Below are 26281 nucleotides of genomic sequence, written 5' to 3' on the forward strand. Positions count from 1 at the left end.
GTAGCCATCCCTAAACAACCGCCAGCGGTTAGCTGGTCGATGGACGACCTTTGCGAGAAGACGGCGCCGAAGCCGGGGCACGCGGGCCGTGTAGCGCGCGCGCTGCCAGGAAATAATGGAGGGTATACAATGGCTCAAGATACGCCAGTTAAACCGATCAGCCGCGATCTCCTTCTTGGAAGCTGGAAGATGACGTCGTGGATGACGAGAGACGTCGCGACTGGGGAGCGGCGAGAAGCACTGGGTCAGCATCCTCAAGGCACCGTCGTCTATACACCCGAGCGCGTCATCTTTTTTATACTTAGGAACAATCGCAAACGGCCCGAGCGGTTGCCGCCATCCGACGAAGAGAAGGTAGCGTTGTTCGACACGATGTTCGCCTATTCGGGCAGCTATACAGTCGAGCCGGATCGGGTCGTCCATCATGTCGACATGAGCTGGAATGAAGCATGGAGCGGCACAGAGCAGGTGCGGTTCTGCAATGTCGACGAACATACGCTGACTTACACCTCGCCCCCCGCCCAAAATCCGTTCGACGGGCGCGAGGTTGTTCACGAAGTGACGTATGTGCGAGAGAAGCGACCCGCCGAGTAGATTTGCCGGCTCTCTGCAGGTAGCGTTTCAGTGTCTCGGCACAGACCGCTGCGCATGAATCTAAAACTGAGACACTACCCAATGAAGCGGCGGCCGTCCGGCCTTAAATGCGAGATGTGCGCTTTCGGAGTAAGCGCACATGCTCTCCTGCTCGAAGGCGGACCGGCCTTCAACGAGTTGATCGCCCATGGCTGGGCCGTCGTCGCCGAGATTGCCGGATGGTGATCCGGCAAGACGGACGGGTTTACCGCTTGCCGCCCGCCATCTTTGCGGCGGCCGGCAAGCGCCGCAGCGATAACATCGCGGCGGCACCGATGATCGGTCCGGGCGCGAGCAGCAGGAACGCCCAGCGCCAGCTGCCAAGCAAGGCCGCGACGTGCGGCACCGACCAGATGGCAAGCACCGTCAAGGCAAAGCCGAGCCCAAGCTGCACCGACAGCGCGGTGCCGACAAATCGCCTATCGCCAAGTTCTGTCACCGCCGCCGAGAATTGCGCGGAATCACCGATGACCGAAACACCCCAGACGACGATGAGGAGTACGAACAGCCAAAGCGGTCCGTCGAAGACGAAACCGACGGTCAGCGCGCAAAAACCTGACACCATCATCATTCCGGCGGTCGTCAGGCTGCGGCCGATGCGGTCGGACAGCACGCCGCCGAGCAGGCAGCCGCCGACACCGGCAGCGATGGCCAGGAACGTCAGCAGCGACGCAAAGGCAGGCGAGGCCTGCTGCTGCGCCTCGAGGGCGGCGCGCGCATAGGCGAGCAGCCAGGTCCACATGGCGTAGAGTTCCAACATGTGGCCGAGATAGCCGATATTGACCAGTATCAGCGACCGGTCGCGGAAGATGGCGCCGATCTGGCGGGGGTCGAAGACCGCCTTGCCGAACGGATAGGGCCCCTCGCGGGCGAAGAACCAGAACAGGATCGAGCCGGCGAGGGTCGCTGCGGTCGCGGCCAGCACCACCAGCTGCCAGTCGAACGAACCGGTGAGCGCCCGGAACAGATGCGGCAGCGAGGATCCCAGTGTCAGCGCGCCGATGACGGCGCCGAGCGCCAGCCCTCGGCTGCGCACGAACCATGTCGAGACGAGCTTCAGTGCCGGCGGATAGACGCCGGCCAGCGCGACGCCGGTGATGATGCGCGCGGCAACGAGCCCGGCCGGCGCAGGCTGCAGCAGCAGGCAGGCATTGGCCGTCGCCGCCAGCAGGGCGGACATCGCCATCAGCCGGTTCAGCCTGACGATATCGGGCAGATTGACCAGGCTGGACGCCAGCGCGCCAGCGACGAAGCCGATCTGCACACCATTGGTCAGCCAGGCATCGATGGCCCCGGACAGGCGCCACGCCGCCTTCAGTTCGGGCACAATCGCGGTCGCCGAAAACCAGGTCGTCAGCGACAGCATGAGGGCCAGGCAAAGCAGGCTGAGCACGCCCCAGCGCTGCGCATCCCCGGCTAGGACGGCTGGTGTTGCGTCACTTCGCCAGAGCGCCATCTTCGGGCGCTCAGACCCTGGCCAGGGGCACGGTGAACACCGTTGCGGTGCCGGTGAGACAAATGTCGCCCGCCTCGTTGCGCACCGACGTTTCGATCTTGCAGATCGGCTTGTCGGGCCGCACCTCCTTGACCTCGACGCGGCCGGTGATCATTTCCCCGACACCGACCGCCTTGACGAATTTCCAGCCGACTTCGAGAAACACTGTGCCAGGGCCCGGAAGGTCCTCCGCCACCACTGCATTGAGGATGCCGGAGGTGACGCCGCCCTGGACGATCAGCTTGCCGAACACCGAAGCCTCGGCCAAAGCCTTGTCGTAGTGCAGCGGGTTGCGGTCGCCGGTCATTTCAGTGAACGCTTCGATGTCCTGTGGTCGCGTGCGCCGCGAGCGTTCGGCAAAGGCTCCCACCTGCGGCCGTCCCTTGATGACGCCGATCCAGCCGTCTTTCATATGTGCAGTCATGGTCCTATCCCCATTCGGTTGCGATGCGTGATCGAGCCGGCCGCGGCCGGCGGTTTGACCTGGCTTGCCGGCTGTCGATGGGCCGCCGGCCGTCCCTGGAAAAGGCGGGAAGAGGCGACGCCGCGGATCGGCATCTCCCGTTCGGCCAATGCCTGAACTTCTGCCTTCATCACCGCGCTGAAACGGCGGTGCTTCTCGCCGATGTCGCCGAGCGTCCAGTCGAAACCGGCAACGGCATCGGTCGTGTCGAGAACCTGGCTGGCGATCAGGTCGCGCTCGTGCTGGTAGGCTGCCAATGCCGCCTCGGAGCCGTCGAGAATGGCGTGCGCCAGGGCCTCGGCGTCGCGCAGCGCATCGGAAATGCCATGCGAGGTGATCGGATCGCGGAAGAAGCCTGCATCGCCGACCAGCGCCCAGCCCGGTCCATGCGCCTGGCGCAAGAAACCCGGCACGCCACGGAACACGTGCAGGCGGCTGTCCTTCGCCGCCCGGCTCGCTTGCACGGCGAGAGCCGGCGAAAGCGCGGCAAGCACGTCCATGCGGGCCTGTTCATGGTTGCCGCGGAACCGTTCGTCGAACAGCATTGTCGGCACCGACGCGACGATGCAGGCAACCCCGTCATTGGTCGGGATGAAGGAGCCGGCAATTCCGTCGCGGAAATACCAGTGGTAGCCGGCGCCGGGCTCGACCGGCGCGTAGCCGTAGACATGGGCGGCCGACACGGTGCCACGTTGCAGCACCTGTGCGTCGCGGGATCTGGCCACCAGCGAGCCGATGCCGTCGGCGCCGACCACGATGTCGGCGCTCACCCGCAGCAGCGCGCCGCCGGCAGCGTGGATCTCGACACCTCGCACGCGTCCTTGCGTATCGGCAAAGAGGTCGGCGACGGCCGTGTCGTGCAGGACTTCGGCGCCGGCCTTGCGCGCGGCATCGACGAGAATGCGGTCAAGCACGGTGCGCCGCGGCGCGATCAGGCCGGGAAGGTCGGGCCAGGCGCGGAGCGGAATGGTGATCTCCTCATCGCCATAGTGGAAGGTCGTCGCCTCGATCAGCGGCGTGCCCGCATCGATGAGCGGCTTGAGCAGCCCCCAGCGCGACAGCTGCAGCACGGCAGGCCGCATCAGCGCGTGGGTAGACAGCGTGTCCGAAGCGTAGGGCCTGCGGTCGATCGCCAGCACGCTGAGCCCGGCGCGGGAGAGCAGCATGGCTGTCGAAGCGCCGGCGCAGCGGGCGCCGATGATGATGGCGTCGAAATGGGCGCGTTTTGGGACGGTGTGCATGTTCATTGTCCTCAAGCGGCCTTGAGGCCGTAGCAATCGAGGTAGCGGGAGATCTCGGCGGCGATCGCTTGCGCATCAGTGCCAGCACCGCAGATGAAGTTGGAATCGCGCTTGCGCAGGAACCGGAAGCCGAGCGCGAAGAGGCCGGGAACGCTGGTGATGCCGTTACGATGCGCCAGCTCGCCATCGGGCCCGAGCGCAAACGGCTCCAGCCATCCAAAGGACCGCGCATAGCCCGTCGCCCAGATGACCGTGCCGATCGACCCGTCCGTCAGCGAAAGGCGCCGCGGATAGGTTGAAGGCACGACCACCGGCTCGCGGCGCATCGGCCGCGCGGCACCGGCAAAACGGTCGATCGCGCCGAGCAGCCGGGCCTGCTTCGCGTCCGCCGCCGCCACGCTTGCCGCGAGATCGCCAGCGAATCCGAAGGTGCCCTCGGCAATGGCTTGCACGTGCCCGGTCAGTTCGACACCGATTGCCTGCAGCGTGGCGAGGTCCACATTGGCCTTGTCCGGCCGGCCGGCGAGCTGCAGCGAAGGCTGGCGCCGGGCGCTTTCGGGATTTGCGAGGCCGTCAAGGCGCTGCGCCATGACGCCCATCTCGCAGAGCCACCAGAAGATGTCCTTGCCACGCCAGAGCCTGGGCAGACGGGTGTGCTTGCCGACCGAGAGCACCACCCGCCGGCCGGTGCGGGCCAGTTCGTCGGCGATCTGCACGCCGGAGGATGAGGCGCCGATCACCAGCACACCGCCCGGCGCCAATACGTCGGGACCGCAATAGTCGGAGGCATGAATGCTCCGCGGCTGCTTCTTGCCGTCGAGCGCGAACGGAATCATCGGCCTATCGCAATGTCCGGTCGCCACCACGACGGCTTTCGCCGACCAGTCGCCGGCGCCGGTGCGCAAGGCAAAGCCGCTGCCGTTTCGTTTGCAGGAGGTGACCTCGACGCCGCATTCGACCGGAGCCCGCCAGTGCCCGGCATAGGTTTCCAGGCTCTCGACAAAGGCGTCCCTGGTCATGAAGCCGTCGGGATCGGCGCCTGCATAGGGCGAGCCGGGCAGGCCGTTCAGCCAGTTCGGCGTCAACAGGCTGAGCGAGCGCCAGGTCTGCGAGCGCCAGCGTTCGCCGATGCGGCCGCGCTCCAGCACCGCATGCGCGATGCCCTTGTGGCCAAGGCAATGGCTGAGCGCAAGGCCCGCCTGCCCACCGCCGACGATGACGACGTCAGTCTGTTGCATGGTTTCGTTCCGTTGGATTCAGGGAGGCGGTCCGGACCTCTGTCCGGACCGTCTTTCAGCGTGTCGTCACTGGATGGTCTTGACCCCGACCGTGACTGGCACGCCTTTGGTCAGCACGTCGAAGACGGCCGAGCGCGCACGGGCCTGCTCAATCAGCTGGTTGAGCTTCTCGGTCGGTGCATCGCCTTCGACCTCGAAGGAAACAGCGATGTTCTGAAAGCCGTTGCGGACCTCATTGGAGATGCCGAGAATGCCGCGCAGGTCGATGTCGCCGTCGACCGAACACTTCACCTTGGTCAGCTTGATGCCGCGCGCGGCGGCAATGTTGGCGACGCCCGCCATTAGGCAGCTGGCCAGCGCGTGCAGTAGCCACTCGACCGGGGTAGGGGCGTTGTCGGCGCCGCACAGAACGCCCGGGTGGTCGCTGTCGGCATAAAAGGCCTCGGCATGCTTCAGTTCCTGGCCTGCGCCATGGAAGCCGAGCATGACGCTCTTGCTATGGGTGCCCTCGATCCATTCATTGTGGGCGCGGAACTGGAACTTCGCGAGCTCCGGCTGGCCGGCCACTGCGTTGATCGTCGCAAGCAGGTTCGGCGTGTCGACCCCGTTGAGAGGCAGCCTTGCAAGTTTCGTGTTCGGTTGCATTGTTCTCTACTCCAATGGTTGATGCGGCTTGTTTGCCGGACCGCCCTTCTATGAAGTCGAGGCGTTTGAAAGAGAGTGGGTGCGACCGTGGGAATTTCGATGCATGCGCGTGGAATCTGCATTGCACCCGCCGTGGAACCTGCGTTGCGGAGGAGGCCGAAACGCGCAAAACCCCGGCGATGCCGGGGTTTACATTGGCCTGCTGGCCGAGGTTAGCCGTCGAAGCAGCCCGGTCATCTGCCGCTTCAGCCATCCATCCCGTCCGTATGGGAGGGCACGGAGCGCACGCAGGTGTAATGGTCGATCTCCGAGCGGCTGATACCGAGGTCCTTGAGCATATAGTCAGGCATTGCATGCAGCGCGGCGCGCTCGCTGCGCATCTTCATGGCATGATACGCCTGGCGCAGGGCGTGGCCGGCGAAGCCGAGCAGGCCGAACTTCGTGCGGCCGGTTTTGTAACTTGCATGATCCATCGTCGTCATTGTCGTCTCCATCCTTGGCGACGCGACCATTCGCGCCGTCGATGGGAGGACAATGAAGGACGACCGGGGGAGCGAGCGTTGGAGTCCCCGTAGAATTTGACGTGGAATTCGTAGTGTTTCGACCGACGCCCCGTCGCCTTATTGCAGAAGACGCCTTGGCGGCGAGGTCGCCAGAGGCTCCGGAGCAATCGACCGACAGGCCCGAGCCGATCGCGATATCTCGATGGCGCTGGCAAGGGCGATCAAAACGCTGCCGATCAAAAGCCCACTTCCAAAGACATCTCTGGAACGATGGACAACCGACTGCGCGCGAATCTCTTACGTGCTTTCGGCTACGACGATACTGCCGCTGAATCTACGACGAGGGTTTGCGTGCCTGGGCGAGGGCAGCGCGCTAGGCTGGCCTACCACTGACTTCAATCGGCTTCTCTGCTGTTTGCCTGGCCATTCCAGCAGAAGCGAAGCGGATCGATGCGTTGGGGAAAATCGCACGCCGGCGCGCAGCATCGCGCCATGGCGTAGAATGCCCTTCCCGAGAGATGGGTGACAGTTCATTCCGGATAGATGGGTTACACTTTTGGCCCTTTGCAAGGAGAGCAAGGTGCCTTGGAAGGAGTGTAACGTCATGGAAGAGCGGCTGAAGTTCGTCGCCCGGCTGCTGGACGGCGAGAAGATGGCCGTGCTTTGCCGGGAGTTCGATATCTCGCGCAAGACCGGCTACAAGATCCTCGCGCGCTACAACGACAGCGGCCTGGAGGGGCTGACGGATCGATCGCGCCGACCTTACCGCCACGCCAATCAGCTTCCGTTTCAAATCGAGAAGCTGATTGTGCGCCTCAAGCAGGACAAGCCGACATGGGGTGCGCCGAAGATACGCGAACGGCTGGCTCGGCTGTATCCCGATGTGCACAGGCCTGCGATCTCGACGGTGCATGCGGTGCTCGACCGGCACGGTATGGTCGAGCGTCGCAAACGGCGCCGCAACAGGGCGACGGGGACACCGCTTTCAAACGGCTGTCGACCCAATGATCTGTGGTGTGCCGATTACAAGGGCGAGTTCATGCTCGCTGATCGTCGCTATTGCTATCCGTTGACGATCACCGACTTCGCCAGCCGTTATCTCATCGCCTGCGAGGCGCTGTCGACCACCAAGGAAGCCTATGCCTTCACCGTGTTCGAAAGCGTATTCAAGGAGTTCGGCCTGCCCTGCGCCATCCGTACCGACAATGGCGTTCCCTTCGCCAGCCCCAATGCGCTGTTCAACCTCAGCAAGCTGTCAGTCTGGTGGCTGCGCCTGGGCATCGACATCGAGCGCATCAAGCCGGGCTGCCCGCAGCAGAACGGGCGCCATGCTGCAATCGACCGCGGCGACGCTTCAGGCTTCACCAGTCGTGAAGACGCTATCGCGTTCTTCGGCGCGACCAGCAACGCGGGCTGCTTTCTCGATCTGACCATGGACCAGCGAGGGACCGTCGCCGATCTCCGCAGTCATCCCGACTTGGCGAACTACTTCACCGCGAGTGCGGTGGCCGGGCATGCACAGCAGCGTGAAGCCGAACCACGGTTCATCCTTGGCCGTACCAACCCGGAGCGCATCCCAACGCTCGCCGATTTGAAACCAGAGATCGCCGCGATCGAAACGGAGATAGCAAAGGTCGGCAACGCAAAGCCCCGCAAGCGGACACAGGCAGAGATCGACGCGATGTGGACCAAGGCCACCGACAAGGTGACCCATGACCTGCTCATAGTCGGCTCGCGATTCGGCTGCTGTCCGTGTGTTCATAAGCGTGAACTTAATTCAGAGATGCTGGCAATCAAGGCTTGGCTACACAATGCGAGACAGCGAGCTTACCGAGCGTCCCGGCAAGGGCTGGACGCCTTGGGCAAAGGGTCCAGGCGACCACGACATCGAAAAGGTCTGGTGGGCGGCGCGCGTGCTGTACTTCCCCAAGTTGAACGTCTCGACCTGGTTCGACGGTTCCGACGTCGTCGGAATCTGGCACTGGGGCTACCGCGGCGAGAAGTGGACCATGAAGGCGAAGCCGGCCGACCGGCAACCATTGCCGGAGGTGTACAGGCTGGCCCGTGAGGCTGAGAAGCAGCGGGAGCTCGACCTATACCGCCAACGTGTCGAGAAACGCTGCCTGCAGGCCACACAGAGCCGCCAAGAGACGCATGGACCGCATACGGTGCTGAACAGAAGGCAAGGGTGAACGCGCGCTAGTTCCGTGCTGGAATGAGCCGTGACGGCGGTCGTCACCGTGGCTCGAGTGTCAGCAGATGTGGTAAGGTTGATTGTCGGCAAGTAGCAGAGAGGTCCAGCAACAATGACTTTGAGACGAACCAGGGCTTACGGCGCATCCGGCTTGGTTCTATCGGTTTGCACTGTATTTGCTTGGCAGAACGCCACTGCCGCTCAAGATTGCGACGCAGCCGCGACGCCTGGCGTCAATTGGCAGGAGTGTGACAAAAAGCTTCTCATCCTAGAAGGACAGGACCTGAGCGGGGCGAACCTGTTCGGTGTTGATTTCACTTCGACCGACCTCAGGAACAGCAATCTCCTTGCGGCAAATTTTGAGAAGGCAACGCTTGTGCGTGCTTCCCTAGCCAACTCGACCGCCAAAGGCGCCCGGTTCGACAAAATCGAGGCCTACAGGACCGACTTCAGCCGTATGGACGCGCAGGGCGCTGTGTTTGCGAGCGCGGAAGTGCAGCGCTCGAATTTCCAAGACGCCAATCTGACCAATGTTGATTTCACAAAGGCGGAATTGGGGCGTGCGCAGTTCCATGACGCCAATATCAGCGGCAGCCGCTTTTCGTTTGCCAATCTCGCGCGGGCGGACTTCCGAGGAGCGACGTTCACCGCGCCGATAGACTTTGACCGCGCTTTTTTCTTTCTGACCCGTATCGAGGGCCTCGATCTTTCCAATTCGGCGGGTCTGTCCCAGTGGCAGCTCAACATGGCTTGCGGAGACGCCCGGACCGAGTTGCCTTCCGGCTTGACGAGGCCTGAAGATTGGCCCTGTCAATTCCAGCAGGAATAGTTGTCGGCAAGCGAACTGCGGCAATGCTGCACCCGACAGGATTCGAACCTGTAACTTCTGCCTTCGGAGGGCGCAGATCCTCCGCCAAAGTGGCACGTTTCTGCGGTACGGGTAAACTAAAGACCGGCGCTCACCGCTAAGGCGTGTTGTCGGTAGCCTTGCCATGTCAGCGTTGGGGCCAAGGATCAACAGGGACGAAACAATCGCCCGCTTCATCGAAATGTCCATCGGACGTTCCGTATCGACCAATATGCGCAAAAGAATGGCCGGAGCAGAGCGGCATGGGCGCGCCTATCTGCTGCTGCGCTAGCGCCTCTTCACCTTCGGCGTGATCTCTTCGATCTTCGCCTTAACGCCGTCCTGTGTGGCCGAACAGGGCTTTGAGCCGAAACGTTAGGCCAAGGCGCAGGGAAGCCAGCCAGCGCGTTCTTGCTGCTCTCTACAGCGGCGCCGAAGCGCCGCGCGCGTCTTACCGGCACATGCATTGGACGTAAGGGCAAGGTGCGATGAGCTGCCATTTTCGCCCGCTGCTACGGTGGCGGGCTTTCTTTATCTTGTGGCAGAAAAGTCACGCAGCTTGAATATGCAGAGCTTCAACCGGCGCGAGCTTATTATCCAACTAAGCGAGGAGTACCGTTGTTGACGGGCAAAGGGGACGCGCCCGACACTCCTCCCGAACTAGCGCCCGCCGCCTCCCGGTGGCGGGCTTTTTGTTAGCCCACTGCCCTCCGGCTGGACAGCAGGCGCCTGGTCTCGATGTAATCACGGGAAATCCCGATGTCGCTGAGCAGGTCGTCCGGTGACTCGGTCAGCTCGTCCATTGCCTTCAACCGCGCCTTCTGTTCGGCTCGGCGACTGAGCCAATCGACAAGGGGACTAACTGCGATAAGAGGAAGCTTCATAAGCATCCAAGTTACTCCTCACCGCTTGCAGGAACACCCCGCCTGCAAGCTAGGTCCGATGCGTCGATGCGTCTGTGACAAAACTCACATACCCCCGTTCGGCAAAAACTGCCCGGGCTAGGTCGCGGGCTTCTTCTTTTCTGGATTCGCAGCAAGCAATCGGGTCCGGCGTACCTATAGCGTACCTATCGCCAAAATCGGCGTTTTCGCTGTGTCGCTAAGTGCTTGAAAATGTTGGCTCCCCGGGCCGGATTCGAACCAGCGACCAACCGGTTAACAGCCGGTTGCTCTACCACTGAGCTACCGGGGAACAGCGCTCTCATGTGAGTGGCGCAGCCTATAGCAAACCCGTTTCGCCTTTGCAAAGAAGCATTTCGTATTTTTTCCGGGCTTTTTTGCATGGTGGTTTCTGGCAATCGCCGGCGGGGGCCCTCATATGAGCGGTTCTGCTCACTGCCGTAGAGCGAAAAGGCGGTTGCGGCATTTGCCGGCGGGTGTCTTTAATCACAGGAACTGGGTCTGGCTTCGACATGACTGCAGCAGGCGATCACGCACCAGTGCGGAAAATCACGGTCTTTGGCCGTGAATTCACCATGCCGCGCTCGCGCGCTCTCAGAATCGTCATCGGCGTCGTCCTGATCCTGGGCGGCATCCTCGGCTTCCTGCCTATCCTGGGCTTTTGGATGATTCCGATCGGATTGCTGGTGCTTTCCTATGAATTTGCGCTGGTGCGCCGCCACCGGCGCCGGCTTGTCGTGTGGTGGGAGCGCCGGCGCCGGCCGGATTGACCTGGCCAGCGGACCTTTCCAGATCAGCTGAAGGCGTATCGAGCCCCGACGAGGAAAGCGTCGGGAATGACGTGCGAGCGCTTGACGACTTTCTGCCGCCAACATATTGAGTCCGCTCGGAACGCCGGGAGCAACGAGGCCTCGTGGCGGAGTGGTTACGCAGAGGACTGCAAATCCTTGCACCCCGGTTCGATTCCGGGCGAGGCCTCCAGTTGCCTAGGCTCCCTTTGGGGCAGGGGTTCCGGTCGAATGAGCGGTCCTGGCGCGGCAAGCGCATTGGTTTTGGGCGCATTGGTTTGGGCGGATTGGTTGGAACATGAGCGCTGATTTCTCCGAACGACGCGTGAAGATGGTCGACGGCCAGATCCGCACCACGGACGTGACCAGCGCGCCGCTGCTCGATGCCATGCTTTCCGTGCCGCGCGAGGCCTTTGTCGGCGCGAACCAGCGCGATCTCGCCTATATCGACGAGGACATCCGCATTTCCGACGGCGCCAATGGCGGCGCGCGCTACCTGATGGAGCCTTCGCCGCTCGCTAAGCTGCTGCAGCTGGCCGAAATCGGCGCCGGCGATTCGGTGCTCGATGTCGGCTGCGGCACGGGCTATTCCTCGGCCCTGCTATCGCGGCTGGCGAGATCGGTTGTCGCTCTGGAGAGCGATCCGGCGCTGGCGGAAGCCGCCGGGTCGACGCTGTCGGCGCTGGGCTGCGACAATGTGGCCGTGGTCACCGCGCCGTTGGCGCAAGGTCATGCCGCCAAGGCAGCTTACGACGTGATCTTCATCGGCGGCAGTGTCGAGGACGTACCGGTCGCGCTGTTCGACCAGCTTTCCGAGGGCGGGCGTCTTGTCGCAGTCGAGGGACAGGGCAATTCGGGCGTAGCCCGGCTTTTTTTCAAATCCGGGGGGGTTGTAACCGGAAGACGCGCATTTAATGCGGCAATTAAGCCACTACCCGGATTTGAACGTATTCATGCGTTTGAATTCTGAGCGGTTTTGCCTTGCAGCGAAGGCGATGTCATGATCGCTTGCATTTGAACAATCGTTGCTGATTTGCATAACCGGGTATTTTGGGGGCAGTCAGCGGGGGAACGATATAAAAGCGCGGCGCCAGTTAATCGGAAGAGAGGCTGGTGTGGCGTAGTTCCCATGCAAAACGAATGAGGGATATCACGTGCCGTCCGTACGCAAGAGTGTTTTAGCCGCCATCCTCGTTTCCGCGACCGCGCTTTCGCCATTGAGCGCCTCCGCGGAAAGCATGACCGGCGCGCTTGCCAAGGCCTACCAGAACAATTCGCAGCTCAATTCCGCCCGTGCCGGCGTCCGCGTCACCGACGAGGGCGTGCCCATCGCCAAGTCGGGCTGGCGCCCGACGATTAACGGTTCGGCGAGCATTGACTACTCCAGCAGCCATCTCAATGGCACCAACCAGAGTGTGCGGCTGACCACCGGCAATTTCGGCGTCCAGATCGACCAGATGCTGTTCGACGGCTTCCAGACCAAGAATAATGTCGCGGCCGCCGAAGCGCAGGTTCGGGCCTCGGTCGAGAGCCTGCGCAACAACGAAGAGAACACCCTGTTCAACGCGGCAAGCGCCTACATGGATGTGATCCGCGACCGCCAGGTGGCGGTGCTGACGGAGCAGAACCTGCAGTTCCTGACCGAGCAGGCGCGCGCTGCGCGCTCGCGCTTCGAGGTCGGCGAGGGCACGCGCACCGACGTCGCCCAGGCCGACGCCTCGCGTTCTACCGCCGTGGCGCAGCTGAGTGCGGCCCGCGCGCAGGCGCTGGCCAGTGCCGCGACCTACCGCCAGATCGTCGGCGACGAGCCGGGCAAGCTCAAGGCAGCCTCGCCGCTGGCGAGGCTTTTGCCGTCGAGCCTCGACGCGGCGATCACCATCGCGTCCGCCGAGCACCCGGCCATCCTTGCCACCCAGCATCTGGTCGATGCGGCGGGGTTTTCGGTGAAGTCGCAAGAGGGTGCGCTGCTGCCGCAGCTTTCGGCCAATGCCGGCGTTTCCAGCGCCTATCGCAACACCGTTCCCGGCGTCCTGAGCACGCAGGACGGCACGACCAATTCGGCCAGCATCGGCGCGACGCTGACCATCCCGATCTATTCGGGCGGCCGCACCTCGGCACTGGTTCGCCAATCGAAGGAATCGCTCAGCCAGGCACGCATCGAAGTCGATGTCAGCCGCGACCAGGTGCGTCAGGCCGTGACCTCGGCATGGACGCAGTATACCGCCGCGCAGCAAAGCGTCGCCGCCAACAGGCAGGTCATTGCTGCCGCGCAACTGGCGCTCAACGGCGTCATCGAAGAGCGCAATGTCGGCCAGCGCACCACGCTCGACGTGCTGAACGCGCAGAACGCCGTCATCAGCGCCAAGATCAACTTTGCCGCCTCCGAGCGCGACGTGGTGGTGGCGAGCTACGCCATCCTGTCGGCAGTGGGGCGGCTGTCGGTCGATCGCCTGGCGCTGAATGTGGTGAAGTACAAGCCGGAAGAGCACTACAACGCCGTCAAGGACAAGTGGATCGGCCTGCGCACCCCGGACGGGCGCTGAGGCATCACAGCCGGGATTTTGGGAGCGCCGCGTATCCATGGATACGCGGCGCTTTTTCGTTGTTGAGCCCCTTGCTCAGCCGGCGGACTTTCCAGTTGGGCGCGCGAGCTAATCTGTTGAAATCCAACATCTCCCCAGAATGGGGATTCTCGAATGACGATCCGTCGGTTACCCTGTCGCCATGATTCGAATCCGGCTTTGCCGGAACGGAAATCGAGAACGGGTCACAAGGGCGGCGGATGTGACGATGGCAACGGCAAGCAGCGCTCAGCGCGAACCTTCCATGGAAGAAATACTGGCTTCCATCAGAAGGATCATCGAAGACAGCGACACCGGCCGCAAGCAGCCCGGTGATGCCGGCGAGTTGCGGCAAGATCTCCAGCCTGCGCCAGCCGCACCACCGGCGCCGGAAGTGGATGCGTTCCGCGCCGAGCTGCGCGCCGAAGCAGAGACCAGGAAGCCGGTTTCGCTGGCGGAGGTGCAGGCGCAGCTGGCGGCCGAGCCGGTCATAGCCCGCATGGAAACGGCCCGCATGGAAACCAGGGTGCGCCCAGAGGCGACTCCACCGGTCACGCCGAAGGCGCCGACGACGCTTGCCGAAGTGAGCGCCAGCATCGCCGCCGAGCCGAGTTCGGCCGAGCCGGCGACTGTCGTCGCCGAGACCAGCGATGCCATTGTTGCCGACTGGCGGCGCGAAATCGCCGCCGTGGGCGAAACGGCGAAGGCTGCGGGCACCGCCAGAACGGACAACGTCGAGGCGCGGACGTTTGACGCCGTACCGGAGGTCGAGATCGCCGAGGACGAACTCGCAGATGAACCTTTTTTCGAACCTGCCGCTTCCAGCGGCGGCATGGCCCGCCAGTCCGATGCCGTTGCCGCCCGTCCTGCGATCCTTTCCGAACACGCGGGCCGTCAGGTCGCCGCCGCCTTCGGCGAGCTTTCCGATGCCTTTGCCAGCCGCAGCAAGAAGACCTTCGACGAGATGGCCGAGGACATGCTGCGGCCAATGCTGCAGGACTGGCTGGACAACAATTTGCCGACGCTGGTCGAGCGGCTGGTCCGCGAGGAAATCGAGCGCGTCGCACGCGGCGCGCAATAGTCTGTCGGGTTGCTCGAAGTGACAGGCGCTGCCTTTGGGCGGCGTTTTGTCAGTTGGGTGCCCCCGCATTTCGTTGGGAGCAGGTGCCTGCTATCCATACTCGATGAGCCGCAAACGAGTTTACAGCTTCAGGTTGGGCGCAGAGGTGCCGATGCTGAGCGACGAAGAACATGCCGACGTCGTGCGTGATGCGCATGAAACGATAGATGCAGTCATGGCTTACCGCGCCAAAACCGGTGCATCCTTGGATGAGGCGCAAAAGGCGCTGCCTCATCCCTCTGCCGATCGATACTACAAGCTTACCGGTTTCAAATTGTGGACCGTCTATGACGTGTTCTATGTCCGCTGTTCCGACTATGGCAGCGATTGCCCGGACTGCGGCAAACCATACCGGACGCCAAAGGCAAAATTCTGCGCCGAATGCGGGCATGGACTTCCCGCAAAGTAACAGAACTCATTAGGCCAACTCAGGTGGAACAAACGCGCGGCGCTTGCGGTTGACTCGGCCCAGACCTTCCGATTTACACCGGACCCAGCAAATCCCGACAGCCCGGACCGCTTTCCATGCTTGAAAAAACCTACGACGCCAAAACCGTCGAGCCGAAGATCGCCAAAATCTGGGAAGAGGCCGACGCCTTCCGCGCCGGTGCGGGCGCGGAGGAGGGGGCTGAAGCCTTCACCATCGTCATCCCGCCGCCGAACGTCACCGGCTCGCTGCATATGGGCCACGCGCTCAACAACACGCTTCAAGACATATTGGTGCGCTTCGAGCGCATGCGCGGCAAGAACGTGCTGTGGCAGCCCGGCATGGACCATGCCGGCATCGCCACGCAGATGGTGGTCGAGCGCCAGCTGATGGAAAAGCAGATCCACCGCCGCGACCTTTCGCGCGAGGACTTCATCGAGAAGGTCTGGGAGTGGAAGGCCGAATCCGGTGGCGCGATCTTCAACCAGCTGAAGCGGCTCGGCGCCTCGGCCGACTGGTCGCGCGAACGCTTCACCATGGACGAGGGCCTGTCCAAGGCCGTCCTCGAAGTGTTCGTGACGCTCTACAAGGAAGGGCTGATCTACAAGGACAAGCGCCTTGTGAACTGGGATCCGAAGCTGCTTACGGCGATTTCCGACCTCGAGGTCGAGCAGCAGGAGGTCAACGGCAATCTCTGGCACTTCCGCTATCCCATCGAGGGCGTGGCCTTCGATCCGGAAAACCCGAAGACCTACATCACCGTGGCGACAACTCGTCCCGAGACGATGCTCGGCGACACGGCGGTGGCCGTCCATCCGGATGACGAGCGGTTCCGGCATCTGGTGGGAAAAAATGTCTTGCTGCCGATCGTCGGGAGAAAAATCCCGGTGGTGGCGGACGAATATTCCGATCCGGAAAAGGGCTCGGGCGCGGTCAAGATCACGCCGGCGCACGATTTCAACGATTTCGAGGTCGGCAAGCGCCACAAGCTGCCGGCGATCAACATCCTGACCGCCGAGGCGGCTGTGACGCTCAAGGACAATGAGGATTTCCTCGCCAGCCTCGAGGTGACGCCGGAGCGCCAGGCCGTCTGGGACGAGCTCGACGGCCTCGACCGTTTCGTCGCGCGCAAGAAGGTCGTCGAACTGATGGAGGCCGGCGGCTTCCTGGACAAGATCGAGCCGCATCGCCACACCGTGCCGCATGGCGACCGCGGCGGCGTGCCGATCGAGCCGTTCCTGACCGAGCAGTGGTATGCAAACGCGGCCGAACTCGCCAAGCCGGCGATCGCTTCGGTGCGCGAGGGCCGCACCAATTTCGTGCCCAGGAACTGGGAGAAGACCTATTTCGACTGGATGGAGAACATCCAGCCCTGGTGCATTTCGCGCCAGCTGTGGTGGGGCCACCAGATCCCGGCCTGGTACGGGCCGGACGGGCGCGTCTTCGTCGAGAAAACCGAGGAGGAAGCGCTCGCCGCGGCAATCGAGTATTATCTGGCGTTGGAAGGGCCGTGGAAGGCCTGGGTCGAGGACAAGCTCGAGAACTTCAAGCCGGGCGAGATCCTGACCCGCGACGAGGATGTGCTCGACACATGGTTTTCCTCGGCGCTGTGGCCGTTCTCGACGCTGGGCTGGCCGGATCAGACGCCAGAGCTCAAGACCTACTACCAGACCGACGTCCTGGTCACCGGCTTCGACATCATCTTCTTCTGGGTCGCCCGCATGATGATGATGGGCCTGCATTTCATGGACGAAGAGCCGTTCCACACCGTCTATGTCCATGCGCTGGTGCGCGACAAGAACGGGCAGAAGATGTCGAAGTCGAAAGGCAACGTCATCGATCCGCTCGATCTCATCGATGAGTATGGCGCCGATGCGCTGCGCTTCACCCTGACGGTGATGGCGGCGCAAGGCCGCGACGTGAAGCTCGACCCGGCCCGTATCGCCGGCTACCGCAACTTCGGCACCAAGCTGTGGAATGCGACGCGCTTTGCCGAGATGAACGAGGTCGCGCGCAATGACGATTTCTGGCTGAACGACGCCAAACTGGCGGTCAACCGCTGGATCCTGACCGAGCTGACGCGCGCCGCACGCGAGATCACCGACGGTATCACCTCATACCGCTTCAATGATGCGGCGGGTGCTGCGTATCGTTTCGTCTGGAACCTGTTCTGCGACTGGTACCTGGAGTTGCTGAAGCCGGTGTTCATGGGCACGGACGAGGCCGCCAAGGCCGAGAGCCGGGCCTGCGTCGCCTTCGTGCTCGACGAGATCTACAAGCTCCTGCATCCGATGATGCCGTTCATGACCGAGGAATTGTGGGCCGAGACCGCGGGCGAAGGCAAGGAGCGCGCCTCGCTGCTTTGCCACGCCGCCTGGCCGTCGCCGGACTTCGAGGACGCGGCCGCCGCCGCCGACATCAACTGGCTGGTCGATCTCGTCTCCGGCATCCGCTCCGTGCGCTCGGAAATGAATGTGCCGCCGGCGGCGATCGCGCCCCTGGTGGTGGTCGGCGCCAGCGAGGAAACGCACCAAAGGCTCGAACGCCATGCCTCCGCCATCCAGCGGCTGGCGCGGGTCGGCGACATTTCGCGGCAAGATGCCGCCCCCAAGGGCTCGGCGCAGATCGTGCTCAACGAGGCGACGATCTGCCTGCCGCTCGGCAGCCTGATCGACCTGGCCGCCGAGGCGGTGCGGCTGCAGAAGGAACTGGCCAAGGTGACCGAGGAGATCGCCCGCCTGCACAAGAAGCTGTCCAACGACAAATTCGTTGCCAGTGCGCCGGCCGAGATCGTGGAAGCCGAGCGTGAAAAACTCGCGGAATATCGCGAGGCGCAGGAGAAGCTTTCGGTGGCTCTCGCTCGCGTCCGCGATGCCGGCTGAGCGGCAAATTCGTGCCGTGCTCGAACGGCCTTGGCCGGCCGTTCGCTGCCTTAAAAACAGACATTCCGCTACGTTAATATTGACGTAAACGGAATGTTTTAGCCCCATTGTTGCCATAATGTAACAATTGGGCCAAATGCCCGCAAAAATGCCTGTTTTTGGGTCTTTTCGGGCCAATCTTTCAAATTTTTTCGGCCGATTTGGGTCGGTGAGACCATTTTAGGCCCCTGCCGTAAGGTCCATCACTTTGTCGAAAATGCGTTTGGCAAGGATGTACATGTACGCCCCGCGAATTCGTTGTTGCGCCGTTAACCCGAATTGGTTCTAGCTTGATGCACCGGTATTTTCGGGGAGGGAATTCATGAACTATTTGCGTCTCAAAGCACTGCTGGGGGCAGGGTGCTTTTCGATGGCTTTGATTGGGACGGTGGTGGTGCCGGCACATGCCGGCGGTATCGAGCGCGGTGGCTACGACATCGATCTTCTATTCGATCCGGCGCCGTTCGCCACGGAGGCCGAGGCCACCTTTGTGATGCCGCAACGCAAGCTCAAGAACGCGGTGGATACCGATCCGTTCAATGGCACCCTGACGGGTATGAGCACGGCCGATGACAGCGAGAGCTATTGGGTGCCACGCATCGGAGCCAAGGCAACCATCGGCTATGGCGTCGACTGTATGGTGGACTATTCCCAGCCGTGGGGGGCGCACACCGCACCCGGTCGGTGGAATGGCGCCCAGTCCAACATGGAAACCGATATCAAGAGCGACAACTACGCCGCGACCTGCTCCTACAAGATGGATGCTGGCAAGGGCCAGCTTCGCTTCATCGGCGGCGTCTTCTATCAGGAAGTCTATGGCTTCAAGGAAAGCCTTGTGTCGCCGCTGGTGCCCGATTTCGGCGGCACCGGTCGTGTCGATCTCAAGGGCACAGGCTGGGGCTGGCGCGCTGGCCTAGCTTACGAAATCCCAGAGATCGCGCTGCGCGCCAGCCTCGTCTACAACTCGCAGGTTAAGCTCGACAACCTCTCCGGTACGCTCGACCTGACGAATGTCGGCTCACTTGGCTTCCCGATCTATGGCAGCGCCTCGATGCCTAACTCGGTGGAAATGAAGCTCCAGTCCGGCATCGCACCTGGCTGGCTCGCCTTTGGGTCGATTAAGTGGGTAAACTGGAGCGTGTTGCAGAGCATTCCGATTTGTTCGCAGGCCTCCAAGGGTCTCGCGCCCTGCACGACGGTTTCCCCCTTTCCGGTTAGGATGACATCGCTTGATCTGATGTATCGCGACGGTTGGACGGTCACCACCGGCATCGGCCACAAGTTCAACGACCAGTGGAGCGGTGCAGGCCAGATTTCATGGGATCGTGGTACCTCACACGGCGTTGGCTCCCAGAGCGATACCTGGACTCTGGGTGGCGGTGTCGCCTATACGCCGAGCCCGAATGTCGAAATTCGCCTGGCCGGCGCGATCGGTGTGCTGACCAGCGGCCATTCCGGAACCTTGACCGACGAGAACGGCTATGTGGCCGGCACGGACGTCAGTTACGACTTTGGCAACGATCTGGTCACGGCCATTTCGGGCGGCGTCAAGATCAAGTTCTAAGTCTCTGGAAAGTCACATAAAAGGCCGGGCATCGCCCGGCCTTTTTTGTTTGAAGTGGTGACGCTGGACAGTGCCGGCAAGCGCCTGCGTTGCTTATGAGTCGCAGCATCGCCACCTCCTACGATTGTGACGTTTTAGCAACAGTTTATGAACAACCCCCGCGCTACAGTTCCGGTCGGAGGAATTGCCTATTTCCCGCCATAAACCCGGCGCACCTCGAATATGTCTCGGGACACGCGCCAAAAGGCTCGGCGATGGGGCAGGCCGCGCCGCCCGCGGCAAGGACGAGTATGGACGCCAAGGTAATCTCCAAGGCCAAGCTTCCCAGTCGCTACGTGACCGTCGGTCCGGCGCGTGCGCCGCACCGTTCCTACCTCTATGCGATGGGGCTGTCGGCGGCCGAGATCGCGCAGCCTCTGGTCGGTGTCGCCAGCTGCTGGAACGAGGCGGCGCCGTGCAACATTTCATTGATGCGCCAGGCGCAGGTGGTCAAGAAGGGCGTCGCGGCCGCCAGCGGCACGCCGCGCGAATTCTGCACCATCACCGTCACCGACGGCATCGCCATGGGCCACCAGGGCATGAAGTCGTCGCTGGTGTCGCGCGAGGTCATCGCCGATTCCGTCGAACTCACCATGCGCGGCCATTGCTATGACGCGCTGGTCGGCCTCGCCGGCTGCGACAAGTCGCTGCCCGGCATGATGATGGCCATGGTGCGGCTCAACGTGCCGTCGATCTTCATCTATGGCGGCTCGATCCTGCCCGGCAGCTATCGCGGCCGGCAGATCACGGTACAGGACGTGTTCGAGGCCGTCGGCCAGCATTCGGTCGGCACGATCAGTGACTCAGAACTGCTCGAGATCGAACAGGCCGCCTGTCCTTCGGCCGGTTCCTGCGGCGCCCAGTTCACCGCCAACACCATGGCCACAGTCGCCGAGGCGATCGGGCTGGCGCTGCCCTATTCTTGCGGCGCGCCGGCGCCCTATGAGATGCGCGACCGCTTCAATTTCGCCTCCGGCGAAAAGATCATGGAACTGATCGCCAAAAACATCCGGCCGCGCGACATCGTCACGCTGAAGGCGCTGGAGAATGCGGCGACCGTGGTTTCGGCCACCGGTGGTTCGACCAATGCGGCGCTGCACCTGCCGGCGATCGCGCATGAGGCCGGGATCAAGTTCGACCTGTTCGACGTCGCCGCGATCTTCGAGAAGACGCCTTATATCGCCGACCTCAAGCCGGGCGGCAAATATGTCGCCAAGGACATGTTCGAGGCCGGCGGCATTCCGCTCTTGATGAAGACGCTGCTCGACCATGGCTATCTGCATGGCGATTGCCTGACGGTGACTGGCCGCACTTTGGCCGAAAATATGCAGCACGTTGTCTGGAATGACAGCCAGGATGTGGTCCGTCCCGCCAACCGGCCAATTACCCAAACGGGCGGTGTGGTGGGCTTGAAGGGCAACCTTGCCCCCGAAGGCGCGATCGTGAAGGTCGCGGGCATGTCGGAACTGAAATTCTCGGGTCCGGCGCGTTGCTTCGATTCGGAAGAGGAGTGCTTCGAAGCGGTCACGCAGCGCAATTACAGGGAAGGCGAGGTTCTCGTCATCCGCTACGAGGGGCCGCGCGGCGGTCCGGGCATGCGCGAGATGCTGTCGACGACGGCGGCTCTCTACGGCCAGGGCATGGGCGGCAAGGTGGCGCTGATCACCGATGGACGCTTCTCCGGCGCGACGCGTGGCTTCTGCATCGGCCATGTCGGGCCGGAAGCAGCCGTCGGCGGCCCGATCGGGCTGCTGAAAGACGGCGACGTGATCTCGATCGATGCGGTCAACGGCACGATCGAGGTCGATCTGTCCGATGCGGAACTGGAGACGAGGGCGAAGAGTTGGAAGGCGCGCACGACCGACTATCAGTCGGGCGCGATCTGGAAATATGCGCAGACGGTTGGGTCGGCTCGCGACGGCGCGGTCACCCATCCCGGCGGTGCGAAAGAAACACATTGCTATGCGGATATCTGAGGTGTTGAGGTCGTCTGTCTTTTCGGCACTGGTCGCTGTAGCGACCTTGGGCGCCGCGGGCCAGGCCATGGCCTTCGACGACAAGGTGTTCGACGACAAGACTGGCGTGAAGCCGCAGTCCAGCCCGTGGGCGGTGTTCCAGTTCGGCTTCTCCGCCTACAAGAGCGGCCACAAGGAGCAGGCGGTCGAGGCCTACAAATATGCCGCCGAGAACGGCCAGATCGGCGCCACCTGGAAGCTCGCACGAATGTATGCCGAGGGCGACGGCGTGACCCGTGACGACTATGCGGCGTTCAAGTTCTTCTCAGAGATCGTCGACCAGGATGTCGAGCCGGGGTCGCCGGAGGAAAGCTACGTGTCGGATGCGCTGGTGGCGCTCGGCGACTATCTGCGGAAAGGCATTCCCGGCAGCCCGGTCGAGGAAAACGAAGTGGCGGCGCAGGAATATTACATGCGTGCGGCCGCCAACTACCGCAATCCGAATGCCCAGTTCGAGATGGGCCAGATGTTCCTGAAGGGCGAGGGCGGCGTCAAGGCGAGCGTCCGACAGGCTGGGCGCTGGTTCCAGCTCGCCGCCGAAAAGGGCCATGCCGGCGCCCAGGCGACGCTCGGCAACCTCCTGTTCCAGAGCGGCAAGATCGTGCGCGGGCTGGCGATGATGACGGCAGCGCTCGAACGCGCGGCACCGGCCGACCAGCCGTGGATCCGCAACATGCAGGAAGAGGCGTTTGCCGCCGCCGGCGAGGCCGACCGCCGTACGGCCATCTCGCTGGCCGACGACATCCTGACCAAGGGCGGCGACGACCAGTAAGGCGCCAACGACCGAACTGCCGAGATTCACGACGATCGCACGTTGACCGAAAGGCAAGCGATCCCTTCGCGCCCCCTCTGTCCTGCCGGACATCTCCCCCACAAGGGGAGATCGGCTCTCAGACAAATCAGTTTTCGGTCAACTCCGTCGGCACCAGGCTTGGCACCGGTGTCGAGATCGACGTGGGGTGTAGCCGCGGCGGTGTGTTTGCCGGGCAATCGTCGTGGATCTTGGTCCACGAGGTGTTGTTGAGCACCATCTCGCAGCGGGCGAGGTGGCTCTCATCACCCAGTGTCAGGCAGGCGACCTGACCAACCTGGAACGATTTGCCGTTGGCGAGGCATTCCTGCGCGGCGAGAACCGGCGTGGCACTTGCCATCGCGAGCCCGCAAACAATTGGGCGGAGAACGGATCGGATAGTCATGGGAACCCCGGCCACCATGATGATTTCGCATCAAACGCGCGATTTGTGGCGATAAGAGGTCCGCTTGGCTCGTGCTGGCGGGCGCCCGGCTGGGCCGCTCAGGCCGGCTGCAGTGCCAGGTCGATCGCCACCGGCACATGGTCGGACGGCTTTTCCCAGGCGCGCACATGCTTTTCGATCGAGGCCGAGGAGAAACGATTGGCGGCTTCGGGCGACAGCAGCAGATGGTCGATGCGGATGCCGTTGTTCTTCTGCCAGGCGCCGGCCTGATAGTCCCAGAAGGTGTAGACGTCGGCGGCGTCGGTGACGGCGCGCACCGCTTCGGTGAAGCCGAGATTTTTCAGCCGGCGGAAGGCCTGCCGGGTCTGCGGCTGGAACAGCGCGTCGCCCAGCCAGTTTTCCGGGAATTTTGCGTCGATCGGCTCGGGGATGACGTTGTAGTCGCCGGCCAGCACCAGCGCCTCTTCCAGCAACAGCCGTTGCTCGGCCCAGCGTTCCAGCCGCGCCATCCAGGACAGCTTGTAGGGAAACTTCTTCTCGTCATCGATCGGATTGCCGTTCGGCAGATAGAGCGAGGCAACGCGCAAAGCGCCCTTGTCGGTCGAGAACACGCCTTCGATGAAACGCGCCTGCTCGTCGGCGTCGTCGCCCGGCAGGCCGCGATTGACCTCGTCGAAGCGCAGCTTCGACAGGATGGCGACGCCATTGAAACCCTTCTGGCCATGGGTCTCGACATTGTAGCCCAGCGCCTCGATCTCGGCGCGCGGGAACTGCTCGTCGACGGTCTTGATCTCCTGCAGGCAGACGATGTCGGGCGCGCTTTCCGTGAGCCAATGGGTGAGGTTGCCGATACGGGCGCGAACGCCGTTGATGTTCCAGGTGACGATTTTCATGGCAGCCTCAGGAATCTGGCGGAAGACGTTCGACGAGACCGATCGTATTGCCTGCCGGGTCCTTTAGAAAGGCCATCCATTCGCTTTCCCCCGCCGTCCCGAACTGGCCCTCCGTATCACGATGGACGAGCGCCGGCGGCGCGGTGAAGGGAATGCCCGACGCCTTTGCTTCGGCGTGAAAGGCTTCGAGCCCCGCTATGTCGAGATAGACGATCCCCGCCGGCACGCCATCGGTGAAGAACAGGCGCACGTCGCCGGCCATGATGAAGGCGATGCCAGGCGGATCGTAGCGCGCGTGGACGCGCATGCCGAGCACGTCGCGCCAGAACGCTAGCGTGACGTCGAGATCGCGCCCGGCCGAGAGCGCGACCTGACGGACCGCGCCGATGACAGGCATGATCATTCACTCCCGGAAGATTGGGGTTCGGCATTTTCCGCGAGTATTTGCTCTATCATCCATCGCAGATGCGATGCCTGCTCGCGCGTTGCGTTCTCGTCCATCCAGTCACAGCCGTCGTAGAGGTCTCCAAGCCAGGGTGGGAAATCGTATTTATCCTCTATCGGCGACACCATGAGGCAGACCTGAATGGGTTCGATCTCGCCGTCAAGGTAACAGCGAATGCGTCTAAGAAACAGCTTGCGTGCTATCTCTCGCGCTTCCTTGGACCTGTCGTTGAACTCGGGAAAGCACCGTGCGATCAGCGACCTCAGATGGCCCTGCGCATTCTTGAGACTGCTGGCGTTGCGCGGGTTGCATCGCACGAGCTGCAGGTAATCAGCGTCTTCGGCGTAGTTCCGCGGTGCTGCGTGAAGGCCGGCCCAACTCAAAATATCGGCATCGGAAATCGCTTCTATCTCGCGAGCAATAAGGACCGTCATCGGATCCTCATCGCCCTCGAGAAACGGCTTCATGTCTTCAAATGGAGAAACTGGTGCCGCAGCCGCAGGAGGCGACCGCGTTCGGGTTCCTGATCTGGAACGACTGGCCCATCAGGTCGTCGACGAAATCGATCACCGAGCCGCCCATATAGACCAGTGACAGATCGTCGATGAGCACGGTGGCGCCGTCCTTCTCGATGGCCACGTCGTCGTCGTTGCGACTGTCGACCAGGTCGAACTTGTAGGAGAAGCCGGAGCAACCGCCGCCTTCAACGGAAACACGCAACGCCGTCTTGCCGGCTTCGCCCGAAACAATCTTGGCGATCCGCTTGGCAGCGGCGTCGGTCATCTCGACTTTCATGGCGGTCTTGGCATCCGCGCCCATGGGCGTCACCTTGCTTTCGGTTTCATATGATAGGTATGAAGCGCGGGGGGGCAAGTCAACTGGTGGATGAATGGGCGAGCGGCAAGACAGGGATGCTCTCGGCGACATCGGATTCGGCTATCGGCCGCGCGCGGCCTATGCCAGCGATCCGGCGCGCTCGCGCGGGCGGCTGTTCGACGAGCTGGAGAGCCCGACCCGCACGCCGTTCCAGCGCGACCGCGACCGCATCATCCATTCGACGGCCTTCCGCCGGCTGAAGCACAAGACGCAGGTGTTCGTCGCCCATGAGGGCGACCACTACCGCACAAGGCTTACGCATTCGATCGAGGTGGCGCAGATCGCGCGGGCGCTCGCGCGGGCGTTGCGCGGCGACGAGGATCTCGCCGAGGCGGTGGCGCTGGTGCATGATTTCGGCCACACGCCCTTCGGCCATACCGGCGAGGAGGCGCTGAACGAGAAGATGGCCGCCTGGGGCGGCTTCGACCACAATGCGCAGTCGCTGCGCGTGGTGACGCGGCTGGAGCGGCGCTATGCTGAGTTCGACGGGCTGAACCTGACCTGGGAAACGCTGGAAGGGCTGGTCAAGCACAACGGACCGCTGACGGACGCAAACGGAAAAGGGCTGAAAGGACCGGTGCCGCAAGCGATCCGCGACTATTCGGAACTGCACGACCTGGAACTCGACCGCTTCGCCGGCATCGAGGCGCAATGCGCGGCGATCGCCGACGACATCGCCTACAACACCCATGACATCGACGACGGTCTCAGATCGGGCTTCCTGACGCTCGACATGCTGGAAGGCGTCACCCTGCCGGGCTCGATCCTCCAAGGCGTGCGCGCGCGCTATCCGGCGCTCGATGTCGTGCGCACCGGGCACGAGCTGATGCGCCGGCAGATCACCATGATGGTCGAGGACGTGATTGCCTCCACCACCGCCAACGTCAAGCGCCTGAAACCGGAAAGCGCCGATGCGGTGCGGGCGGCGGGCGAGACGATGGTGACCTTCTCGGCCGGCATGGCCGCGACCGAGAAGGAACTGAAGGCCTTCCTTTACAAGTACCTCTACCGCCACGGCGAGGTGATGCGCGTGCGTGGCGATGCCGAACAGATCGTCAGGGATCTGTTCGACGTCTATTTCGCCGACCCACGAGCCATGCCCGACGGCTGGCGGGAAGGGCTCGACCGGGCGGAGGATCGCATCAAGGCGCGCAGCGTCGCCGATTTCCTGGCCGGGATGACAGACACCTATGCCCTCAAGGAGCATAGGCGCTTGTTTGACCATACGCCGGATTTAAGCTAGGGCGGGCGCGATTTTGCCGGCCAACGAGCCGG

At 62.9% G+C, this 26281-nt stretch carries 24 protein-coding genes, 2 tRNA genes and 1 pseudogene; 14 read left to right on the forward strand and 13 right to left on the reverse strand.

Annotation, left to right across the window (positions count from 1 at the left end):
* Positions 1-129 precede the first annotated feature (129 nt).
* On the forward strand, positions 130-594 hold the full coding sequence (locus tag AC1RUK_RS08735; RefSeq protein WP_481835937.1) for a lipocalin-like domain-containing protein: 465 nt from the start codon (positions 130-132) through the stop codon (positions 592-594).
* 244 nt (positions 595-838) lie between these two features.
* Here AC1RUK_RS08735 and AC1RUK_RS08740 read toward each other — a convergent pair whose 3' ends face one another.
* The 6 genes from AC1RUK_RS08740 to AC1RUK_RS08765 form a co-directional block, all read right to left on the reverse strand.
* The gene (locus AC1RUK_RS08740; protein ID WP_481835936.1) at positions 839-2089 is read right to left on the reverse strand and encodes an MFS transporter; all 1251 of its coding nucleotides are present in this window, start codon (positions 2087-2089) and stop codon (positions 839-841) included.
* A 10-nt stretch (positions 2090-2099) separates the two neighbouring features.
* Positions 2100-2552 (reverse strand): MaoC family dehydratase, encoded by a 453-nt coding sequence (locus tag AC1RUK_RS08745; RefSeq protein ID WP_481835935.1) that lies wholly within the window; start codon positions 2550-2552, stop codon positions 2100-2102.
* Positions 2549-3832 (reverse strand): NAD(P)/FAD-dependent oxidoreductase, encoded by a 1284-nt coding sequence (locus tag AC1RUK_RS08750; RefSeq protein ID WP_481835934.1) that lies wholly within the window; start codon positions 3830-3832, stop codon positions 2549-2551. Before AC1RUK_RS08750 ends, AC1RUK_RS08745 begins: the two co-directional genes overlap by 4 nt.
* An 11-nt stretch (positions 3833-3843) precedes the next feature.
* Positions 3844-5070: a flavin-containing monooxygenase gene (locus tag AC1RUK_RS08755; protein WP_481835933.1), complete on the reverse strand. Its 1227-nt coding sequence runs from the start codon at positions 5068-5070 to the stop codon at positions 3844-3846.
* A gap of 66 nt (positions 5071-5136) precedes the next feature.
* Entirely contained in the window at positions 5137-5715 is a 579-nt protein-coding gene (locus AC1RUK_RS08760) for an OsmC family protein (RefSeq protein WP_481835932.1), read from the reverse strand.
* Positions 5716-5960: 245 nt separating this feature from the next.
* Positions 5961-6197 (reverse strand): DUF1127 domain-containing protein, encoded by a 237-nt coding sequence (locus tag AC1RUK_RS08765; RefSeq protein ID WP_481835931.1) that lies wholly within the window; start codon positions 6195-6197, stop codon positions 5961-5963.
* Positions 6198-6798: 601 nt separating this feature from the next.
* On the opposite strand from AC1RUK_RS08765, the pseudogene AC1RUK_RS08770 reads away from it, so the two are divergent.
* Positions 6799-7548 (forward strand): annotated as a pseudogene (locus AC1RUK_RS08770) (helix-turn-helix domain-containing protein); the annotation flags it as partial.
* 976 nt (positions 7549-8524) lie between these two features.
* On the forward strand, positions 8525-9241 hold the full coding sequence (locus tag AC1RUK_RS08775; protein WP_481840218.1) for a pentapeptide repeat-containing protein: 717 nt from the start codon (positions 8525-8527) through the stop codon (positions 9239-9241).
* Between the two features lie 713 nt (positions 9242-9954).
* Here the strand turns inward: AC1RUK_RS08775 and AC1RUK_RS08780 are convergent.
* The gene (locus AC1RUK_RS08780; protein WP_436171927.1) at positions 9955-10149 is read right to left on the reverse strand and encodes a hypothetical protein; all 195 of its coding nucleotides are present in this window, start codon (positions 10147-10149) and stop codon (positions 9955-9957) included.
* A gap of 229 nt (positions 10150-10378) precedes the next feature.
* Positions 10379-10453 (reverse strand) — tRNA-Asn (locus AC1RUK_RS08785).
* Between the two features lie 220 nt (positions 10454-10673).
* Between AC1RUK_RS08785 and AC1RUK_RS08790 the strand changes: the two genes are divergently transcribed.
* From AC1RUK_RS08790 to AC1RUK_RS08835, 10 genes are all read left to right on the forward strand, one after another.
* On the forward strand, positions 10674-10931 hold the full coding sequence (locus tag AC1RUK_RS08790) for a hypothetical protein (protein ID WP_481835929.1): 258 nt from the start codon (positions 10674-10676) through the stop codon (positions 10929-10931).
* Positions 10932-11068: 137 nt separating this feature from the next.
* A tRNA-Cys gene (locus AC1RUK_RS08795) sits at positions 11069-11142 on the forward strand.
* 105 nt (positions 11143-11247) lie between these two features.
* Entirely contained in the window at positions 11248-11919 is a 672-nt protein-coding gene (locus tag AC1RUK_RS08800) for a protein-L-isoaspartate O-methyltransferase family protein (protein WP_481835928.1), read from the forward strand.
* Between the two features lie 184 nt (positions 11920-12103).
* Entirely contained in the window at positions 12104-13492 is a 1389-nt protein-coding gene (locus tag AC1RUK_RS08805) for a TolC family outer membrane protein (RefSeq protein WP_436172121.1), read from the forward strand.
* Positions 13493-13739: 247 nt separating this feature from the next.
* Positions 13740-14591: a PopZ family protein gene (locus AC1RUK_RS08810; protein ID WP_481835927.1), complete on the forward strand. Its 852-nt coding sequence runs from the start codon at positions 13740-13742 to the stop codon at positions 14589-14591.
* Positions 14592-14742: 151 nt separating this feature from the next.
* Complete coding sequence (locus AC1RUK_RS08815; RefSeq protein ID WP_481835926.1) at positions 14743-15039, forward strand: hypothetical protein; 297 nt, start codon at positions 14743-14745, stop codon at positions 15037-15039.
* Positions 15040-15155: 116 nt separating this feature from the next.
* Positions 15156-17939, forward strand: a complete 2784-nt coding sequence (locus AC1RUK_RS08820) for a valine--tRNA ligase (protein ID WP_481840219.1) — start codon at positions 15156-15158, stop codon at positions 17937-17939.
* 361 nt (positions 17940-18300) lie between these two features.
* Entirely contained in the window at positions 18301-19542 is a 1242-nt protein-coding gene (locus AC1RUK_RS08825) for an OmpP1/FadL family transporter (RefSeq protein ID WP_481840220.1), read from the forward strand.
* Positions 19543-19832: 290 nt separating this feature from the next.
* Entirely contained in the window at positions 19833-21557 is a 1725-nt protein-coding gene (gene ilvD / locus AC1RUK_RS08830; RefSeq protein WP_481835923.1) for a dihydroxy-acid dehydratase, read from the forward strand.
* Positions 21544-22368 carry a tetratricopeptide repeat protein gene (locus tag AC1RUK_RS08835; protein ID WP_481835922.1) on the forward strand — a complete coding sequence of 275 codons (825 nt, stop codon included), beginning with the start codon at positions 21544-21546 and terminating at the stop codon, positions 22366-22368. The genes ilvD and AC1RUK_RS08835 overlap by 14 nt, the downstream gene beginning before the upstream one ends.
* A 127-nt stretch (positions 22369-22495) precedes the next feature.
* Here AC1RUK_RS08835 and AC1RUK_RS08840 read toward each other — a convergent pair whose 3' ends face one another.
* From AC1RUK_RS08840 to erpA, 5 genes are all read right to left on the reverse strand, one after another.
* Entirely contained in the window at positions 22496-22747 is a 252-nt protein-coding gene (locus AC1RUK_RS08840; protein ID WP_481840221.1) for a hypothetical protein, read from the reverse strand.
* 143 nt (positions 22748-22890) lie between these two features.
* On the reverse strand, positions 22891-23685 hold the full coding sequence (xth, locus tag AC1RUK_RS08845; protein WP_481835920.1) for an exodeoxyribonuclease III: 795 nt from the start codon (positions 23683-23685) through the stop codon (positions 22891-22893).
* Positions 23686-23692: 7 nt separating this feature from the next.
* A complete protein-coding gene (locus tag AC1RUK_RS08850) occupies positions 23693-24082 on the reverse strand; it encodes a VOC family protein (RefSeq protein ID WP_481835919.1) in 390 nt (129 codons plus the stop codon).
* 2 nt (positions 24083-24084) lie between these two features.
* Positions 24085-24597, reverse strand: a complete 513-nt coding sequence (locus AC1RUK_RS08855; RefSeq protein ID WP_481835918.1) for a hypothetical protein — start codon at positions 24595-24597, stop codon at positions 24085-24087.
* 4 nt (positions 24598-24601) lie between these two features.
* Positions 24602-24949 (reverse strand): iron-sulfur cluster insertion protein ErpA, encoded by a 348-nt coding sequence (gene erpA, locus AC1RUK_RS08860; RefSeq protein ID WP_481835917.1) that lies wholly within the window; start codon positions 24947-24949, stop codon positions 24602-24604.
* A 70-nt stretch (positions 24950-25019) separates the two neighbouring features.
* Here erpA and AC1RUK_RS08865 point away from each other — a divergent pair, with 70 nt between their 5' ends.
* Complete coding sequence (locus tag AC1RUK_RS08865) at positions 25020-26249, forward strand: deoxyguanosinetriphosphate triphosphohydrolase (RefSeq protein WP_481835916.1); 1230 nt, start codon at positions 25020-25022, stop codon at positions 26247-26249.
* Positions 26250-26281: the final 32 nt, after the last annotated feature.

It is taken from the genome of Mesorhizobium monacense, from assembly GCF_056781675.1.

Excerpts from the sequence above, each read along its gene's own strand:
- AC1RUK_RS08780 (WP_436171927.1), bottom strand. The coding sequence starts at position 10,149 with ATGCTTATGAAGCTTCCTCTTATCGCAGTTAGTCCCCTTGTCGATTGG.
- AC1RUK_RS08750 (WP_481835934.1), bottom strand. The coding sequence starts at position 3,832 with ATGCACACCGTCCCAAAACGCGCCCATTTCGACGCCATCATCATCGGC.
- AC1RUK_RS08810 (WP_481835927.1), top strand. The coding sequence starts at position 13,740 with ATGGCAACGGCAAGCAGCGCTCAGCGCGAACCTTCCATGGAAGAAATA.
- AC1RUK_RS08735 (WP_481835937.1), top strand. The coding sequence starts at position 130 with ATGGCTCAAGATACGCCAGTTAAACCGATCAGCCGCGATCTCCTTCTT.
- AC1RUK_RS08740 (WP_481835936.1), bottom strand. The coding sequence starts at position 2,089 with ATGGCGCTCTGGCGAAGTGACGCAACACCAGCCGTCCTAGCCGGGGAT.
- AC1RUK_RS08850 (WP_481835919.1), bottom strand. The coding sequence starts at position 24,082 with ATGCCTGTCATCGGCGCGGTCCGTCAGGTCGCGCTCTCGGCCGGGCGC.
- AC1RUK_RS08855 (WP_481835918.1), bottom strand. The coding sequence starts at position 24,597 with ATGAAGCCGTTTCTCGAGGGCGATGAGGATCCGATGACGGTCCTTATT.
- AC1RUK_RS08840 (WP_481840221.1), bottom strand. The coding sequence starts at position 22,747 with ATGGCAAGTGCCACGCCGGTTCTCGCCGCGCAGGAATGCCTCGCCAAC.
- AC1RUK_RS08865 (WP_481835916.1), top strand. The coding sequence starts at position 25,020 with ATGGGCGAGCGGCAAGACAGGGATGCTCTCGGCGACATCGGATTCGGC.
- AC1RUK_RS08755 (WP_481835933.1), bottom strand. The coding sequence starts at position 5,070 with ATGCAACAGACTGACGTCGTCATCGTCGGCGGTGGGCAGGCGGGCCTT.
- AC1RUK_RS08825 (WP_481840220.1), top strand. The coding sequence starts at position 18,301 with ATGAACTATTTGCGTCTCAAAGCACTGCTGGGGGCAGGGTGCTTTTCG.
- AC1RUK_RS08765 (WP_481835931.1), bottom strand. The coding sequence starts at position 6,197 with ATGACGACGATGGATCATGCAAGTTACAAAACCGGCCGCACGAAGTTC.
- AC1RUK_RS08790 (WP_481835929.1), top strand. The coding sequence starts at position 10,674 with ATGACTGCAGCAGGCGATCACGCACCAGTGCGGAAAATCACGGTCTTT.
- xth (WP_481835920.1), bottom strand. The coding sequence starts at position 23,685 with ATGAAAATCGTCACCTGGAACATCAACGGCGTTCGCGCCCGTATCGGC.
- AC1RUK_RS08800 (WP_481835928.1), top strand. The coding sequence starts at position 11,248 with ATGAGCGCTGATTTCTCCGAACGACGCGTGAAGATGGTCGACGGCCAG.
- AC1RUK_RS08820 (WP_481840219.1), top strand. The coding sequence starts at position 15,156 with ATGCTTGAAAAAACCTACGACGCCAAAACCGTCGAGCCGAAGATCGCC.
- AC1RUK_RS08760 (WP_481835932.1), bottom strand. The coding sequence starts at position 5,715 with ATGCAACCGAACACGAAACTTGCAAGGCTGCCTCTCAACGGGGTCGAC.
- AC1RUK_RS08815 (WP_481835926.1), top strand. The coding sequence starts at position 14,743 with ATGCTGAGCGACGAAGAACATGCCGACGTCGTGCGTGATGCGCATGAA.
- ilvD (WP_481835923.1), top strand. The coding sequence starts at position 19,833 with ATGGACGCCAAGGTAATCTCCAAGGCCAAGCTTCCCAGTCGCTACGTG.
- erpA (WP_481835917.1), bottom strand. The coding sequence starts at position 24,949 with ATGGGCGCGGATGCCAAGACCGCCATGAAAGTCGAGATGACCGACGCC.
- AC1RUK_RS08775 (WP_481840218.1), top strand. The coding sequence starts at position 8,525 with ATGACTTTGAGACGAACCAGGGCTTACGGCGCATCCGGCTTGGTTCTA.
- AC1RUK_RS08835 (WP_481835922.1), top strand. The coding sequence starts at position 21,544 with ATGCGGATATCTGAGGTGTTGAGGTCGTCTGTCTTTTCGGCACTGGTC.
- AC1RUK_RS08745 (WP_481835935.1), bottom strand. The coding sequence starts at position 2,552 with ATGACTGCACATATGAAAGACGGCTGGATCGGCGTCATCAAGGGACGG.